Genomic DNA, 15,818 nt, shown 5'->3' with positions numbered 1-15,818 from the left:
ATAATGAATCAGACAGAACTTCTCCATATGAATTTCCCCCATCTGCGGGATCTGAAACCCTTTGATACCGCCCACAGCGCGACGCCGTGGCTGGCGGACAGCGAGGCGAAGCACAGCCGCAAGCTCTGCGCCTCTATTGAAGAGGCGGTTAAGCGCTGCGGCTTGCAGGACGGGATGACCATCTCCTTCCACCACGCCTTTCGCGAAGGCGACCGGGTGATCAACACCGTCGTGGCGCTGCTGGCGCGGATGGGCTTCAAAAATCTGACCCTGGCTTCCAGCTCGCTGATGACCTGCAACGACGCGCTGATCGAGCATATCGAAAGCGGCGTCATCACCCGGATTTACACCTCCGGCATGCGCGGCAGGCTGGCGGATGCCATCTCTCACGGGCTGATGGAGGAGCCGGTACAAATTCACTCCCACGGCGGGCGCGTGAAGCTACTCCAGGACGGCGAACTGAACATCGACGTGGCGTTTCTCGGCGTGCCGTGCAGCGATGAGTTTGGCAACGCCAACGGCACGCACGGCAAATCGTGCTGCGGCTCGCTGGGCTACGCGATGGTGGACGCGCAGTTTGCCCGTAAGGTGGTGTTGTTGACGGAAGCGCTGGTGCCGTTCCCCAATATGCCCGCCAGCCTGGTGCAGGATCAGGTGGACTACATCGTGCAGGTGGAGAGCGTGGGCGATCCGGCAAAAATCAGCGTCGGCGCGGCGCGCGTCACCAGTAACCCGCGCGAGCTGATGATTGCCCGCTATGCGGCGGATGTGATTGAGCACTCCGGCTATTTTAAACCGGGCTTCTCGATGCAGACCGGCTCCGGCGCGGCGGCCACGGCCTGCACTCGCTTTATGGAAGAGAAGATGGAGCGCAGCGGCGTGAAGGCGCGCTTTGCGCTCGGCGGCATCACCGGCAGCCTGGTGGATCTGCACGAGAAGGGGCTCATCGAAAAGCTGCTCGACACCCAGTGCTTTGACGGCCAGGCGGCGGCCTCGCTGGCGCGCAACCCGAACCACGTGGAGATCTCCACCAACGTCTACGCCAACCCCGGCAGCAAGGCGGCAAGCTGCGACCAGCTCGACGTGGTGATTCTCAGCGCCCTGGAGATCGACGTCGACTTTAACGTCAATGTCATCACCGGCTCCGATGGCGTGATGCGTGGCGCATCCGGCGGACACTGCGACGTGGCGGCGGCAGCCAACCTGACCATTGTGGTCGCGCCGCTGCTGCGAAGCCGCATCCCGACCGTCGTGAAGCGCGTTACCACTCGCCTCACGCCGGGGGAGAGCATTGACGTGCTGGTCACCGACCACGGTATTGCGGTCAACCCGGCGCGCCCGGAGATCCGCGAACGACTCATGGAAGCAGGGATGAAGGTTGTAGATATCAACGCGCTGTATGAGCGAGCGATTTCGTTGACAGGCGTACCGAAACCGATTGAGTTCACCGACAAAATCGTCGGGGTGATCCGCTACCGCGACGGCAGCGTGATCGACACTGTGCGACAGGTGAAGGAGGAAGTATGACTTTTGCGACACCCGTGCGGGCGGGTGTCAGCCTGGAGGAACTGCTGGCGGCGAAAGAGCGCCGCGCAGCCCGCCAGGCTGACTGGCTTACGCACTATCAACAACCGGTGATCTCCCTCACGCTGGTCACGCCCGGGGAAATCAAAGACAGCCTGCGCTATCGCAACACCATGGGCGTGGCGTTACAGATGTGCGACCAGCTGCTGTGGGAAAACCGCTGGCAGGTGCTGGACCGCCAGGTGCTCTGGCTACCCACCGGACCTGAAGCATTGTGGTGCGTCGCGCATCCGGCGGCGGAAATCAAAGCGCACTGTGCGGATCTGGAGCAGACGCACCCGCTCGGCAGACTGTGGGATCTGGACGTGATCTGCCCTGAAAACGGCCTCGTGGGCCGTCAGTCGCTGGGTTCACACCTCAGACGCTGTCTGATTTGCGACGAGCCCGCCCACGCCTGTTCCCGTTCGCGCCACCATCCCGTTGAGCAGGTGGTTTCCCGCGTGGAGAAGATGATCGATGACTGGTTTGCTCGCGACTAAACCGCGCCCGGTTGACGTGCCTGCGCTTGCCGAAGCGGCGCTGTGGCAGGAGCTGGAGCTGACGCCCAAGCCGGGGCTGGTGGACAGGCTCAATAACGGCTCGCATCGGGATATGGACCATGCCTTGTTTGTCCGCAGCATTATGGCGATTACGCCGTGGTTTGCCCGGTTTGCGGAACTGGGTGAAGCACATGCGGCCAAACCTGCCGATCGGCAGTTGCGGATTCTCCGCCCAATGGGAATGGCCTGCGAGCAGGCAATGTACGCCGCCACGGGCGGGGTAAATACCCACAAGGGCGGTATTTTTGCTCTTGGTTTGCTCTGCTTCGCCGCCGGTCGTGTGAAAAATATCTCTGCGGATAGCCTCTGTTGTGAGGTAAGTAACATCTGTCGCGGGCTGGTGGCGCGGGAGCTGGCCGGGCGCAGCGGGCAGGCAACGGCGGGGGAGCGGCAGTTTCAGCATTACGGCTTAACCGGGGCGCGAGGCGAGGCGGAGAGCGGCTTTGCGACGGTGCGTAAGGCGCTGGGGCAGTGGAACGGACAGTTGCTTCACGACCTGCTGTTGCGCCTGATGGCGGTCAATCAGGACAGTAATCTCGTGTCACGCGGCGGCATTCAGGGGCTGCGCTATGTTCAGGGCTACGCGCGTGAATTACTGGCAAGTGGCTGGGATCGCGAGGCGTTGCTTAAGATGGATAAGGCACTGATTGAACGAAACCTGAGTCCGGGCGGCAGCGCGGATTTGCTGTCGGTGGGGTGGGTGCTGTCTGCTATAAAATAGCCGGGTGGCGGCTACGCCTTACCCGGCCTACGGTCTGGTTTTGTAGGCCCGGTAAGCGCAGCGCCACCGGGCACAACAATCAATGCGCGATCGGCTGCGCACCATTCGGCACGCGAACATGCTTGTACTTGAACAGCGCGATGAACGCGAAGAACAGCACCAGCGAGTACCCGGCGAAGATCAGCCACACCGGCTGCCAGTCTGTAATGCCGTTGGTGGTGTACATCTCAACCACTTTACCGCTTACCACGCCGCCCAGAATACAACCGAAGCCGTTGGTCATCATCAGGAACATGCCCTGCGCACTGGCGCGGATTTCAGGCTTCACCTCTTTTTCCACAAACACCGAGCCGGAGATGTTGAAGAAGTCGAAGGCACAGCCGTAAACAATCATCGACAGAACCAGCAGCACGGTGCCGAACGCGCTTGGGTCGCCATAGGCGAACAGACCGAAGCGCAACATCCAGGCGGCGATACTGATCAGCATGACGTTCTTGATGCCGTAGCGGCTCAGGAAGAACGGGATGGTCAGGATGAACAGCGTCTCGGAGATCTGCGAGATGGACATCATCACCGACGCGTGTTCGACGATAAAGCTCCCGGCAAACAGCGGATCGTTATCGAAGCTGTGCAGGAAGGTATTACCGAACATGTTGGTGATTTGCAGTTCCGCGCCCAGCAGCATGGAGAAGATAAAGAAGATCGCCATGCGCTTGTTTTTGAACAGTGCGAAAGCGTCCAGGCCAAGCATGGTGCTCCAGCTCTGGTTTTTCTGCTGGTTAGACACCGGAATGGTGGGCAGCGTCAGGGTGAACAGCGCCAGCAGCACGGAGAGCGCGGCACCAATATACAGCTGCATATGGCTCAGCTCGAAGCCCGCGAAGCTCACGCCCCACATCGCCATGATAAAGCCGATGGTGCCCCAGATACGGATAGGCGGGAAGTCGGTGACGATATCCAGTCCGGCAGATTTCAGGCGGTAGTAGGAGATGGTGTTGATCAGGCCAAGCGTTGGCATATACGCCAGCGAGTTAAGCAGGATCACCATAAACATCGCCCCCGGCGTGGTCACTTCGGCCGCCATAAACAGCGTCCCCGCACCCACCAGATGGCAAAGCATGTATAGCCATTTCGCACTTAACCATTTATCCGCCACGATACCGAGCAGCGTTGGCATGAAAACAGCCGCAATGCCCAGCGAGCTGTAAACGGCACCGATCGACGCACCATCGAACTTGAGCGTCACAAACATATAGGAGCCGAGTGTAGTCAGCCAGCTACCCCACAGGCAGAACTGCAGAAACGACAAGATTTTAAGCTGCAGCTTAAGGTTCATGTTACTTTCCTCACAAGTGAGCGGGAGATATGTTGTTATAGGAACATTCAGGGTTGTTATTTGATGCAATTCTATCAGTTGGCAACGTTATGTTTTGTTACCTCCCGCAAAAAAATGCAATCCACATTAATTTGCAGTCTGGATTGTGATGCAAATAGCATTTTCGTATGGGTGGGGTGGAGTGAGTGCGGCCTGATGCCCCCTCACCCTAACCCTCTCCCCAAAGGGGAGAGGGAATTTGAACACCCTCTCCCCTTTGGGGAGAGGGCAGGGTGAGGGGTGGTGTTGGTTTTTAGCGGCGACGATAGTTCTTCTGCGCCGTATTCACCTTATACAGATAGCGGCGGGATTCCGCAGACGGGTGGCGGGTGGTGAGGGTAGCGTACACATCCCCCGGCGCCATGCTGTTGATGATGTTCGCGGCCTGCACTTTGTCATTCGAGAAGACGCGCAGCACGCTGCCCGCCCCGCCGTTGTAGGCGGTGATCACCGCATAGCGACGTGAGGTTGGGTTATCAATCCCGCCGAGATAGACATTGTTCAGCATCGCCAGATAGGCCGTGCCGGTATCAATGTTGCTCTGCGGGTCAAACAGGTAGCTGCGGCTCGGCGTGCCGGATTTCCCCTGCGCGCGGAACACGTCTTTACCGGCGCTGTGCTGCACAACCTGCATCAGCCCCAGCGCGTCGGAACGGCTTACCGCGTAGGGGTTGAACGAGGACTCGGTCTGCATAATCGCCAGGATCAGCGACTCATCCACGCCATACTTACGCGACGCCTGACGCACCATGCCCAGATACTTATGCGCACGCTTGTCGAGGTGGTTCGGCACCAGGTTGATGGTGACGCTGTAGATCACTTTCAGGCCGTTGGTACGGCTTTTCAGGCGCGTTTGCAGCAGATAGTCGGCAAATTTCGTGGCGCGGCCTTCCCAGCGGATCGGCTGACCGGTCTGGTCAACGACCTGGCCATACAGGAACGGCTCTTTGGAGATGGTGATGTCATCGGCATCAGAGTAGAGGTCGATAGACCCCGGATCGTCGCCCATCAGCAGGGTTTTAATGATGGCCTGACGTAAATGCGCCGCAGGTTCAGTCCCCGCGATGGTTTCAACCGTAATCGTACCGTCATCAAAGTTGATGTGGCTACGGGTCTGATAGGCGTCGGTGTACTTAACGTAGTCCTTCGGTCCGGCAATAAGAACTTCGTTAAATCCCCATATGTTCTCGATGTTGTGGGCAAACTGCCCCATCAAAATGTCAAAACCGTTGGTGTCCTTGACCCAGGCTTCGTTGTATTCATCGCCTTTTTTGGAAGAACAAGACACAAGCAACGGCGCAACAAGGGCTAGCGCTAAAAGTTTTTTCATCATTCCGGGAGTGCGTGTTGTGTTTGCTTTGGGGTTGCTGTTGCCGGGTAGCGCTGCGCTTACCCGACCTACAAAACCGTAGGCCCGTGCAAGCGCAGCGCAGCCGGGCAGCAGCTGCGCGATATTATTTTTCCGGTGGCGTATAGCCTTCGATGTGGACGTCTTTACCCTCGAACAGGAAGTTCACCATCTCCTGCTCCAGCAGTTTGCGGTGTTCCGGGTTCATCATGCTGAGCTTTTTCTCGTTGATCAGCATGGTCTGTTTTTTCTGCCACTGTCCCCAGGCTTCTTTGGAGATCTCGTTGTAAATGCGCTTACCCAGGTCGCCCGGGTAGAGCTGGAAATCCTGGCCTTCAGCGTCGCGCTGTAGGAAAGTACAAAAAATGGTTCTGGCCATACTCATTCCTCTTTGTCTTGCCGATGCTAAACCATTGCACCGACACGTAATTGCTGTAACAGGCGCTCCACGGGAGCCGCCAGCCCGACTGATGGCGGTTGCGCTAAGTTATACCAGAGAGCGGTGCCTTCATCCATGCACGACGTGAATGAGGACACGGGAAGCCACATCGGCACAATGTCCAGATGGAAATGGCTGAAGGTATGACGGAACGCGTTGAGTTGCGTCAGGGTTTCGGCCGCAATGCCGCGCTGTTCAAGCCATGCCCGAAGCGAGGCTTCATCCTCAAACTGTGGGAAGCAGTATAGACCACCCCACAGGCCACTCGGCGGGCGCTGAGCGAGAAACACCTCGTCGCCATGCTGCATCAGCAGCATGTACCCGGTGCGTTCAGGCAGCGTCTGCTTCGGTTTTTTCCCCGGATACTGCGCCCAGGTGTGGTTCGCATAGGCCACGCAGAGGTTGTTTACCGGGCAGAGTTCGCACTTCGGTTTTGAACGGGTACAGACCATCGCGCCCAGATCCATCATCGCCTGGTTAAAACGCTCCACCCCTTTCGCCGGAGTGACCGCTTCACTTATCTCCCACAGGCGTTTCTCAACCTCTTTCTTACCCGGCCAGCCATCTACGGCGTAGCAGCGTGCGAGCACGCGCTTGACGTTGCCGTCGAGAATAGGGAAATGTTTGCCTAAAGAGAGGGAGAGGATTGCGCCTGCGGTCGAACGCCCGACGCCGGGCAAATCCGCCACCTCGTCGAAGGTTTCCGGGAATTTACCGTTGTGGCGCGTCGCGACCTGCTGTGCGGCCTTGTGCAGGTTGCGCGCGCGGGCGTAATAGCCAAGCCCGGTCCACAGGTGCAGCACCTCGTCCAACGGGGCGTTCGCCAGATCGGTGACTGTCGGGAAGCGCGCCATAAAACGCTCGAAGTAAGGAATGACCGTCGCGACCTGCGTTTGTTGCAACATCACCTCGGAGAGCCATACTTTGTACGGCGTTTTTTCAATTTGCCAGGGCAGGGTTTTACGCCCGTATTTGTCGTACCAGTCCAGCACCTGGGCTGAAAATTGAGAGGCTTGCATGGTCATCGATTCGCTTAATCAGGGACGCAGATTGCAGCACAGCGTCAATCTGCTGTAAACCGGATCTTTCCCATGCTTGCATAGAAGCCTTAACTTTGGATAATGCCCGTTTCCCGAACATTCTCACAAGCAGACAACTCTTTTATGAAAAACGACGTCATTTCACCGGAATTTGATGAAAACGGTCGCCCGCTGCGCCGTATTCGCAGCTTTGTCCGCCGTCAGGGGCGCCTGACAAAAGGGCAGCAACACGCGCTGGACAACTACTGGCCGGTGATGGGCGTTGAGTTCAGCGAGCAACCGCTCGACTTCACCGACCTGTTTGGCCGCGACGCGCCAGTGACCCTGGAGATCGGCTTTGGTATGGGCACCTCGCTGGTCACTATGGCGAAAGCGCGCCCGGAGCAGAACTTCCTCGGTATTGAAGTACATTCGCCGGGCGTCGGCGCATGCCTGGCAACGGCCCATGAAGAGGGCGTTGAGAATCTGCGCGTGATGTGTCACGACGCGGTGGAAGTGCTGCACAAAATGATTCCTGACAATTCTTTGAACATGGTTCAGCTCTTTTTCCCTGACCCATGGCACAAAGCGCGTCATAATAAACGCCGTATCGTTCAGGCACCGTTTGCCGAGCTGGTGAAAAGTAAGCTCAAGCTGGGCGGCGTTTTCCACATGGCAACCGACTGGGAACCTTATGCGGAACATATGCTGGAAGTGATGTCGTCCCTGGAGGGGTATAAAAACCAGTCCGAGAGCAACGACTACGTACCGCGTCCGGATTCACGTCCGGTGACAAAATTTGAACAGCGTGGCCATCGTCTTGGTCACGGCGTATGGGACTTAATGTTCGAGAGGGTGAAATAATGGCAAAGAATCGTAGCCGTCGTCTGCGTAAAAAGATGCACATCGAAGAATTCCAGGAAGTGGGTTTCTCCGTTGCCTGGCGTTTCCCGGAAGGCACCAGCGTTGAGCAGATCGATCAGGACGTTGATGCATTCATCAACGAGGTGATCGAGCCAAACAAGCTGGCCTTCGACGGTAGCGGCTATCTGGCGTGGGAAGGTCTGATTTGCACCCAGGAAGTGGGGAAATGCACCGAAGAGCATCAGGCGCTGGTACGCAAATGGCTTGAAGACCACAAACTGGAAGATGTCCGCGTTAGCGAACTTTTCGACGTTTGGTGGGACTAATAAAGCAAGAACGGGGCCAGCATTAGCTGGCCCATTTTGTCTGAGGGAGTGTTTAAGATGCGCAAAACGTTGCTGGCTGTTGCTTTACTGGCAATCGGATCCACCGCCCATGCGGAGTATAAATGTAGCGTCACCCCGCGTGATGACGTGGTGCTGAGTCCGCAAACCGTGCAGGTTAAGGGCGAGAATGGCAATCTGGTGATTACGCCGGATGGCAACGTGACCTTTAACGGCAAACCGCAAAACCTGACGGCCGCCCAGCGCGAGCAGGCGATGGACTACCAGGCCGAGTTGCGTACCGCGCTGCCCTGGATCAACGATGGCGCGCTGACCCGCGTTGAAAAGAGCCGCGTGGCGCTGGATAAAATCATCACCAAAGAGGTGGGGGAGAGCAGCAATATGCGCACCCGCCTGACGAAGCTGGATAAGCAGCTGAAAGAGCAGATGAACCGTATTATCGAGACGCGCTCTGATGGCCTGACGTTCCATTATAAGGCGATCGATCAGGTGCGTGCCGACGGTCAGCAGCTGGTGAACCAGGCGATGGGCGGCATTCTCCAGGACAGCATCAACGAGATGGGCGCCAAAGCGGTGCTGAAGGGTGGCGGTAATCCTTTGCAGGGTGTACTGGGTAGTCTGGGCGGACTGCAAACCTCGATTCAGAACGAGTGGAAGAATCAGGAAGCCGATTTCCAGCAGTTCGGCAAAGACGTGTGTAAGCGCGTGGTGTCGCTGGAAGACAGCCGGAAGGCGCTGGTGGGGACGTTGAAGTAATTCACTTAGCCCCTCACCCTAACCCTCTCCCCAAAGGGGCGAGGGGATGTTTGCCCCCTCTCCCTTTCAGGGAGAGGGCCGGGGTGAGGGTTGCAGCGCTTGCAGCGTTTCAAGGATCCTTTCTAACACCGCCTCTTCGTTATTCCAGAGTTCGTTGTTCCAGAATCGAATAACGTGCCAGCCCTTATGGTTTAACCACAATGTCCTTTGTCGATCGTATTCCAGCTTTTCATCATGTTGTCCGCCATCCAGCTCAACGGCCAGCCGAGCCGCGCAACAGGCGAAATCCAGAATGTAGTGACCTACCGGGTGCTGTCGGCGAAATTTATAATTTTCGAAACGGCGGCTGCGCAGTAAATACCAAAGCCGCCTTTCTTCCTGTGTCAGCTCGCGTCTGAGCTGCTTTGCGTATGAACGTATTGTTTCCATCCCCACACTCTGCCAGCCTTTCCCTCAGCCAGCAGAACGGGATGTAAAATCCTGAATCAGCCTTCAGGATTTTCAGCGAGGAACAACTCAAGAAGGGAGTTCAGGAACAGCTTGCCGTACTCGGTGATCTGCCAGGACTCATCACACTCGGTCAGATACCCCTGCGCCAGCGCCTCGTCAATCTGCGGGCGAATCACTGACTCCGGCAGCCCGGTATAACGCGTAAATTCCGCGCGCGGAGCGGCTTCCAGCAGACGGAAGCGGTTCATAAAGAACTCAAACGGCTTATCCACCGCCTCGACGTCGTGCTGACGCTCCAGGTAGCGGCCTTCCATATACCCGCGCGGATGACGCGTTTTGGCGGTACGCAGAATGCGTCCGTCCGGGAAGGTCACCTTGCCGTGCGCACCGCAGCCAATTCCGAGATAGTCGCCAAAACGCCAGTAGTTCAGATTGTGCTGACACTGATAGCCCGGCTTCGCATACGCCGACGTTTCGTATTGCTGATATCCCGCCGCGGTCAAAAGCTGGTGGCCCTGCTCGAAGATATCCCACAGCGCGTCGTCGTCCGGCAGCACCGGCGGGCGCGAACCAAACAGGGTGTTCGGTTCAATGGTCAACTGATACCACGACAGATGCGGCGGGTTCAGTTCAATCGCCTGACGCAAATCGTCAAGCGCTTCTTCGAGCGACTGATCCGGCAGGCCGTGCATCAGGTCGAGGTTAAAGCTGCGCAGCCCAAGCCCCGTTGCCAGGTTTGCCGCGCGCTTTGCCTCTTCCGGGCCGTGAATGCGCCCCAGACGCTTCAGCTTTGGCTCGCTAAAGCTCTGCACGCCGATAGAGATACGGTTCACGCCCGCACGCTGGTACTCGACAAAACGGTCGGCCTCAACGGTGCCGGGGTTGGCTTCCATCGTAATTTCAGCATCCGCTGCCAGGTTCAGGCGTGCGCGCACACCGTCCAGCAGCGTCTGCATCGCCGGGCCTGAAAGCAGGCTCGGCGTACCGCCACCAATAAAAATGGTCTTCACTTCACGTCCCTGTGCGTACGGTACATCGGCATCCAGATCGGCCAGCAGATGCGCGACGTAATCATCGTGCGGCACTTCACCCTTCAGCGCGTGCGAGTTGAAATCACAGTACGGACATTTCTGCACGCACCATGGGATGTGAATATAAAGACTCAGAGGCGGCAAATTAGCCATTACGCAGTGCTTCCAGTAACAGTTTCAGGGCGCGTCCACGGTGGGAGATCGCGCTTTTCTCTTCGCGGGTGAGTTCCGCAGCGGTTTTGCCCTCGGTCGGGACAAAGAAAATCGGGTCGTAACCAAAGCCGCCGTTGCCCGCCGCTTCACGGGTGATCACGCCCGGCCAGCTGCCGTGACAGACAATCGGCGTGGGATCTTCCGCGTGACGCATGTAGACCAACACGCAGTGGAACTGCGCGGTACGCTGTTCGTCAGGAACGTCTTTCAGGGCCACAAGCAGCTTTTCCAGGTTCTGCTGGTCGGTGGCGTCCGGCCCGGAATAGCGGGCGGAGTAAATCCCCGGCGCACCGCCCAGAAAATCCACGGCCAGACCGGAATCATCGGCAATCGCGGGCAGTCCGGTTACCTGCGCCGCATGGCGCGCTTTCAGAATGGCGTTTTCGATAAACGTCAGGCCGGTCTCTTCGGCGGAGTCCACGCCCAGCTCGGTCTGAGCCACCACGTCCAGCCCAAAATCATTTAATAGCGAGGCCAGCTCGCGCACTTTACCGGCGTTACCGGTGGCGAGAACAACTTTCTGCATGGTTTAGTCCTGTTCTGTCAGAGCCGCGACTTCCGTCGGGATAGATTGCGGGTTAAGGATTTTTACCTGTTTATGCCGGCCAAGTTCACCTTTCTCAATGATGACCTGGCTTTTAGCGACGCGAAACTGTTTAGCCAGATATTTGGTCAGATGCGCATTCGCCTGGCCGTCAACCGGCGGGGCCGTGATGGCGACTTTTAGCTCGTCGCCATGCAGCCCAACAATACTGTCGCGGCTGGCTTTCGGCTGAATGTACAGCCGTAAAACCAGCCCGTCGGCGCAGGGGCTAACTGCACTCATAACGCCATCCACAGCCCCGGCAGCAGCATATTACCCGTCGCCTGTAACAGTTCCGCGATACCCATATTCAGCACGTACAGCAGCAGAACGAGAAGCATCGGTGAGAAGTCGATTCCGCCCATCGCAGGCAGCAGGCTACGAATTGGACGCAGCAACGGTTCCGTCAGCTGAATCAACGCGTACTCCACCGGGCTACGGCCCCGGCTTACCCAGCTCATGATCGCCATCACCAGCAGGACCCAGAAGATCAGCGAGCCGACGGTTTTAACCAGGATCAGAACGGCTGAAATCCAGATAATCGGCTGGAAAGTGATGACCATAAACAGCACGATCGCTTTGATAACGCTCAGAATAAACGCCATCAGCAGAGATGAACTGTCAATCGGCCCCATTGCCGGAATGATGCGGCGAAGCGGCCCCACAATGGGCTGCGTGATTTTCACGATAAATTGTGAGAATGGATTGTAAAAATCACAACGGGCCCACTGCATCCAGACGCGCAACAGCAGCGCCATCGTATACAGTTCAATGACCGTTGAAAGCAGGAAAGTCAACGTCTTCATGGCGTTCCTCAGGTTTCCTTATTATTGGGGGTAATCGCGCGCACCGAAAATTGCCGTGCCGATGCGCACCATGGTGCTGCCTGCCGCGATGGCGGCTTCCATATCATCCGACATGCCCAGAGAAAGCGTGTCTACCGTGTCATAGCGCGCTTTAAGCGCCTCAAATGCTACAGCCATTTGCTGTGCTACGGCAAACTGCCTTTCATAACTTGACTCTGGCGCCGGGATAGCCATCAGCCCGCGCAGGGTTAAGCGCGGCAGCGCCGCCACGTCCGCCGCCAGCGCATCCAGTTCGCTCAGCGTAATGCCGGACTTGCTGTTTTCATCGCTGATGTTGATTTGAATTAGTACGTTAAGCGCTGGCATCTCAATAGGGCGCTGGTCGCTCAAACGGGTAGCGATACGCAGACGATCGATGGTGTGACACCAGTCGAAGTGCTCTGCTACCAGACGGCTTTTGTTCGACTGTAGCGGACCGATAAAGTGCCATTGCAGGTCTGCATTTCCCCGTTCCCGGAAAGCGAGAATCTTATCTACGCCTTCCTGCACATAGTTTTCACCAAAGGCACGATGACCGGCGGCTATCGCTTCTGCGATGGCGCTCGCAGGCTTGGTTTTGCTGACTGCAAGCAACGTAATTTCTTCTGAAGCACGGCCGCAACGCGTTGCCGCGGCTGAGATTTTGTCCCGGACCTGTGCCAGGTTATGCGCAATGTCGTTCATTTTCCGAGGAGTTGTCTATGGATGTGGAAGAAATTGTGGCCCTTAGTGTAAAGCATAACGTCTCCGATCTACACCTGTGCAGTGATTCACCACCGCGCTGGCGCAGGTCAGGCCGTCTTGAACCTGCGCCGTTTCCGCCCCCGGATGTGGAGGCGTTATTAAAAGCGTGGCTCAACGATGAACAGCAGGGCGCATGGTGGGCAAATGGGCAGGTGGATTTTGCCGTTACCCTCACAGGCGGTCAGCGCCTGCGCGGCAGTGCGTTTAAGCATATGCACGGCGTTTCGATCGCGCTGCGCCTGATGCCGCTGACGTGCCCGCAGCTCTCTGCGTTAGGTGTGCCGCGAGCGATCCCGGAGCTTTTGTCCAATGACAATGGCCTGATTCTGGTCACCGGCGCCACCGGCAGTGGGAAATCGACCACCCTGGCCGCGATGGTCGATTTCCTCAATCACCAGACGGACGGGCACATTCTGACCCTGGAAGATCCGGTGGAGTTTATGTACCAGAGTGAACGTTGCCTGATCCAGCAGCGGGAGATAGGCCTGCACAGCCCGTCCTTTGCCGAGGCCCTGCGCAGCGCGCTGCGTGAAGATCCGGATGTGATTCTGCTTGGTGAGCTGCGCGACAGCGAGACGATACGCCTGGCGCTGACGGCGGCGGAAACCGGCCATCTGGTGTTGGCCACGCTGCACACGCGCGGTGCGGCGCAGGCGATCGAGCGCCTGGTCGACACCTTTCCGGCGCAGGAGAAAGATCCGGTGCGTAATCAGTTGGCGGGAAGCCTGCGTGCGGTTCTGGCGCAGAAGCTGCGTCAGGATGTCCAGGGCGGGCGCGTGGCGCTGTATGAGCTGCTGGTGAATACCTCGGCGGCGGCAAACTTGATCCGCGAAGGCAAAACCTGGCAACTGCCGGGCATTATTCAAACGGGGCAGCAGGCGGGAATGCAGAACTTTGAGCAGAGTCTGGCGGAGCGACGGGCGCAGGGGCGGCTGTAGACCCCGGCGCTCAGTAACCCTGTTCGAAATAGCTTTCGAGGATAATGACGGCTGAAGCTGAATCCACGCTGCCTTTGTTCAACGCCCGGAATCCACCGTGCTCGAACAGGCCAGCGCGTGCCTCGACGGTGCTCAAACGTTCATCGTGCAGCTTAACGGAGACACCAAAGCGGCCATGGATTTTGTTCGCGAACTTGCGTGCGCGGGCGGTAAGCGGCTGCTCGGTGCCGTCCATATTCAGCGGCAGACCGACAATCACGTCGTCCGGCTGCCACTCTTTGAGCAAGCGCTCAATAAGGTTCCAGTCCGGCGTGCCGTCGTTAGCTTTCAGCGCCGTGAGCGGGCGGGCGGTGCCGGTGATCCGTTGACCCACAGCGACGCCGATGCTTTTGGTGCCGAAGTCGAAGGCGAGAAGGGTGCCGCTCATTACGCGTGCCCCGCAACGCCAGGCATGGTCAGAATATCAATGCCAATCAGTTTTGCCGCGTCACGCCAGCGATCGGCGATAGGGGTTTTAAACAGGATATTCATATCCGCAGGGGCCGTCAGCCAGGCGTTGTCCAGAATTTCTTGTTCCAGCTGCCCTTTTTCCCAGGAGGCGTAACCGAGCGCAACCAGCACCTCAGAAGGCTGACTGGCAGTGCCCAGCGTTTCAAGCACATCGCGAGAGGTGGTGACGACGGTGTTATCGGAGATACGAATGCTGGACGAGAAAACCGGCGGGGTATGCAGGATAAAACCACGATCTTCTGCAAGCGGGCCGCCGAGCATCACCGGTTTATCAAGACGGATTTCCGGCAGCCGCGCTTCAGCAGGGATTTTCAGCTTGTCCAGAATCCCTTCAACCTGAAGGTTTTCCAGCGGCTTATTGATGATAACCCCCATCGCGCCGTCTTCGTTGTATTCACAAATATAGACCACGGCGCGGCGGAAAATCGGATCCTGGAGAGCAGGCATGGCAATAAGAAAGTGATGCTGTAAATTCATTGTCAGAGGTACTGTTTCCTGGTTTAAAAAGCGACAGCGCCCAGTATGGGGATAAACACAGGCGCTGTCACAGGTTATTTCTGTAAACGTTTTTCGATAGCGTCCATCAGCATTCCGGTGATCGAGATCGGGAATTCCGCTTCGATTTCACGAATGCAGGTTGGGCTGGTGACGTTCACTTCGGTCAGACGATCGCCGATGATATCGAGGCCAACGAAGATCAGGCCTTTGGCTTTAAGCGTAGGGCCGACGCGGCGGGCAATTTCCCAGTCGCTTTCGCTTAACGGACGCGGTTCGCCACGGCCGCCAGCCGCCAGGTTGCCACGGGTTTCCCCTCCCTGCGGGATACGCGCCAGGCAGTAAGGCACCGGCTCGCCGTCTACGACCAGCACACGCTTGTCGCCGTCTTTAATGGCTGGCAGATAGTTCTGTGCCATACAGTAGCGGGTTCCCAGCTCGGTCAGCGTTTCGGCAATCACGCCAATGTTCGGATCGCCTTCTTTCACCCGGAAGATCGACGCGCCGCCCATGCCGTCCAGCGGTTTCATGATGATGTCGCCGTGCTTCTGCCAGAATTCTTTCAGCTGCGTTTTGCTGCGGGTGACGAGCGTTTCCGGCGTCAGGTCAGAGAACCATGCGGTATAGAGCTTCTCGTTGCAGTCGCGCAGGCTCTGCGGCTTGTTGACGATCAGCGTGCCTTTCTCTTCGGCACGCTCAAGGATATAGGTGGAATAAATGTATTCGGTGTCGAACGGCGGATCTTTACGCATCAGGATGACGTTGAGGTCGGCCAGGGCAATATCCTGCTCGGTATCGAATTCGTACCATTTTTCGTAGTTCTGCTCGACGTTAACGATGCGGGTGCGTGCGCGGGCTTCACCGTTGATCAGGTAAAGATCGTTCATCTCCATGTAGTGGAGTTCATAGCCGCGACGCTGCGCTTCCAGCAGCATAGCGAAGCTGGAGTCTTTCTTGATGTTAATGTTTGCGATGGGGTCCATCACGATGCCGAGCTTAATCATCTTCTTCTCCGGTTAT

Annotated in this window: 20 protein-coding genes; 7 read left to right on the top strand and 13 right to left on the bottom strand. The window is 57.5% G+C overall.

The annotated features are described in order from the left end of the window. Positions 1 to 3: 3 nt before the first annotated feature. Genes citF through citG form a run of 3 tightly spaced genes read left to right on the top strand, consistent with a single transcriptional unit; the run spans position 4 to position 2,844 of the window. Positions 4 to 1,527: a citrate lyase subunit alpha gene (gene citF, locus L384_RS18835; protein WP_023314829.1), complete on the top strand. Its 1,524-nt coding sequence runs from the start codon at positions 4 to 6 to the stop codon at positions 1,525 to 1,527. Next, positions 1,524 to 2,063, top strand: coding sequence for a citrate lyase holo-[acyl-carrier protein] synthase (gene citX / locus L384_RS18840; protein ID WP_023323733.1), 540 nt, complete (start codon positions 1,524 to 1,526; stop codon positions 2,061 to 2,063). Before citF ends, citX begins: the two co-directional genes overlap by 4 nt. After that, positions 2,041 to 2,844 (top strand): triphosphoribosyl-dephospho-CoA synthase CitG, encoded by an 804-nt coding sequence (gene citG, locus L384_RS18845; RefSeq protein WP_003862431.1) that lies wholly within the window; start codon positions 2,041 to 2,043, stop codon positions 2,842 to 2,844. Before citX ends, citG begins: the two co-directional genes overlap by 23 nt. A gap of 79 nt (positions 2,845 to 2,923) precedes the next feature. On the opposite strand, the gene L384_RS18850 is transcribed toward citG, so the two are convergent. The 4 genes from L384_RS18850 to mutY all read right to left on the bottom strand — a co-directional run bounded on the left by L384_RS18850 (position 2,924) and on the right by mutY (position 7,025). Further along, the gene (locus tag L384_RS18850) at positions 2,924 to 4,180 is read right to left on the bottom strand and encodes a nucleoside permease (RefSeq protein WP_003862429.1); all 1,257 of its coding nucleotides are present in this window, start codon (positions 4,178 to 4,180) and stop codon (positions 2,924 to 2,926) included. 292 nt (positions 4,181 to 4,472) lie between these two features. Then, positions 4,473 to 5,549, bottom strand: coding sequence for a membrane-bound lytic murein transglycosylase MltC (gene mltC, locus L384_RS18855; RefSeq protein ID WP_003862427.1), 1,077 nt, complete (start codon positions 5,547 to 5,549; stop codon positions 4,473 to 4,475). Between the two features lie 124 nt (positions 5,550 to 5,673). Next, the gene (locus tag L384_RS18860) at positions 5,674 to 5,946 is read right to left on the bottom strand and encodes an oxidative damage protection protein (RefSeq protein ID WP_003862425.1); all 273 of its coding nucleotides are present in this window, start codon (positions 5,944 to 5,946) and stop codon (positions 5,674 to 5,676) included. A gap of 26 nt (positions 5,947 to 5,972) precedes the next feature. Further along, positions 5,973 to 7,025, bottom strand: coding sequence for an A/G-specific adenine glycosylase (mutY, locus tag L384_RS18865; RefSeq protein WP_023314826.1), 1,053 nt, complete (start codon positions 7,023 to 7,025; stop codon positions 5,973 to 5,975). Between the two features lie 144 nt (positions 7,026 to 7,169). On the opposite strand from mutY, the gene trmB reads away from it, so the two are divergent. From trmB to L384_RS18880, 3 genes are read left to right on the top strand one after another with little or no spacing between them, the layout of a single operon-like run. Next, complete coding sequence (trmB, locus tag L384_RS18870; RefSeq protein ID WP_003862423.1) at positions 7,170 to 7,889, top strand: tRNA (guanosine(46)-N7)-methyltransferase TrmB; 720 nt, start codon at positions 7,170 to 7,172, stop codon at positions 7,887 to 7,889. Next, positions 7,889 to 8,215, top strand: a complete 327-nt coding sequence (locus tag L384_RS18875; RefSeq protein WP_003862421.1) for a YggL family protein — start codon at positions 7,889 to 7,891, stop codon at positions 8,213 to 8,215. The genes trmB and L384_RS18875 overlap by 1 nt, the downstream gene beginning before the upstream one ends. 57 nt (positions 8,216 to 8,272) lie before the next feature. Continuing rightward, on the top strand, positions 8,273 to 8,989 hold the full coding sequence (locus L384_RS18880) for a YggN family protein (RefSeq protein WP_003862419.1): 717 nt from the start codon (positions 8,273 to 8,275) through the stop codon (positions 8,987 to 8,989). Between the two features lie 66 nt (positions 8,990 to 9,055). Here the strand turns inward: L384_RS18880 and L384_RS0120915 are convergent, their stop codons facing one another. From L384_RS0120915 to L384_RS18905, 6 genes are read right to left on the bottom strand one after another with little or no spacing between them, the layout of a single operon-like run. Next, positions 9,056 to 9,418: an endonuclease domain-containing protein gene (locus L384_RS0120915; protein ID WP_032627949.1), complete on the bottom strand. Its 363-nt coding sequence runs from the start codon at positions 9,416 to 9,418 to the stop codon at positions 9,056 to 9,058. Positions 9,419 to 9,474: 56 nt separating this feature from the next. Further along, positions 9,475 to 10,623: a radical SAM family heme chaperone HemW gene (gene hemW, locus L384_RS18885; protein ID WP_023323732.1), complete on the bottom strand. Its 1,149-nt coding sequence runs from the start codon at positions 10,621 to 10,623 to the stop codon at positions 9,475 to 9,477. After that, the gene (locus L384_RS18890) at positions 10,616 to 11,209 is read right to left on the bottom strand and encodes an XTP/dITP diphosphatase (RefSeq protein ID WP_022651831.1); all 594 of its coding nucleotides are present in this window, start codon (positions 11,207 to 11,209) and stop codon (positions 10,616 to 10,618) included. The genes hemW and L384_RS18890 overlap by 8 nt, the downstream gene beginning before the upstream one ends. Positions 11,210 to 11,212: 3 nt before the next feature. After that, entirely contained in the window at positions 11,213 to 11,509 is a 297-nt protein-coding gene (yggU, locus tag L384_RS18895; RefSeq protein WP_003860023.1) for a DUF167 family protein YggU, read from the bottom strand. Then, complete coding sequence (locus L384_RS18900; protein WP_003860024.1) at positions 11,506 to 12,072, bottom strand: YggT family protein; 567 nt, start codon at positions 12,070 to 12,072, stop codon at positions 11,506 to 11,508. The genes yggU and L384_RS18900 overlap by 4 nt, the downstream gene beginning before the upstream one ends. 21 nt (positions 12,073 to 12,093) lie before the next feature. Continuing rightward, positions 12,094 to 12,795 (bottom strand): YggS family pyridoxal phosphate-dependent enzyme, encoded by a 702-nt coding sequence (locus tag L384_RS18905; protein ID WP_003860026.1) that lies wholly within the window; start codon positions 12,793 to 12,795, stop codon positions 12,094 to 12,096. A 17-nt stretch (positions 12,796 to 12,812) separates the two neighbouring features. Between L384_RS18905 and L384_RS18910 the strand changes: the two genes are divergently transcribed. Next, positions 12,813 to 13,793: a type IV pilus twitching motility protein PilT gene (locus L384_RS18910; protein WP_023323731.1), complete on the top strand. Its 981-nt coding sequence runs from the start codon at positions 12,813 to 12,815 to the stop codon at positions 13,791 to 13,793. A 10-nt stretch (positions 13,794 to 13,803) separates the two neighbouring features. Here the strand turns inward: L384_RS18910 and ruvX are convergent, their stop codons facing one another. From ruvX to gshB, 3 genes are all read right to left on the bottom strand, one after another. After that, on the bottom strand, positions 13,804 to 14,220 hold the full coding sequence (gene ruvX / locus L384_RS18915) for a Holliday junction resolvase RuvX (protein ID WP_006811925.1): 417 nt from the start codon (positions 14,218 to 14,220) through the stop codon (positions 13,804 to 13,806). Next, positions 14,220 to 14,780 carry a YqgE/AlgH family protein gene (locus tag L384_RS18920; protein WP_023323730.1) on the bottom strand — a complete coding sequence of 187 codons (561 nt, stop codon included), beginning with the start codon at positions 14,778 to 14,780 and terminating at the stop codon, positions 14,220 to 14,222. The genes ruvX and L384_RS18920 overlap by 1 nt, the downstream gene beginning before the upstream one ends. 74 nt (positions 14,781 to 14,854) lie before the next feature. Beyond that, positions 14,855 to 15,802, bottom strand: coding sequence for a glutathione synthase (gshB, locus tag L384_RS18925; protein ID WP_023323729.1), 948 nt, complete (start codon positions 15,800 to 15,802; stop codon positions 14,855 to 14,857). Between the last annotated feature and the right edge of the window lie 16 nt (positions 15,803 to 15,818).

Source organism: Enterobacter sp. MGH 38 (assembly GCF_000492855.1).
Taxonomy (GTDB): domain Bacteria; phylum Pseudomonadota; class Gammaproteobacteria; order Enterobacterales; family Enterobacteriaceae; genus Enterobacter; species Enterobacter hormaechei_C.
The sequence above is the reverse complement of the archived record's forward strand: the minus strand, read 5'-3'. Positions and strand labels throughout refer to the sequence as shown.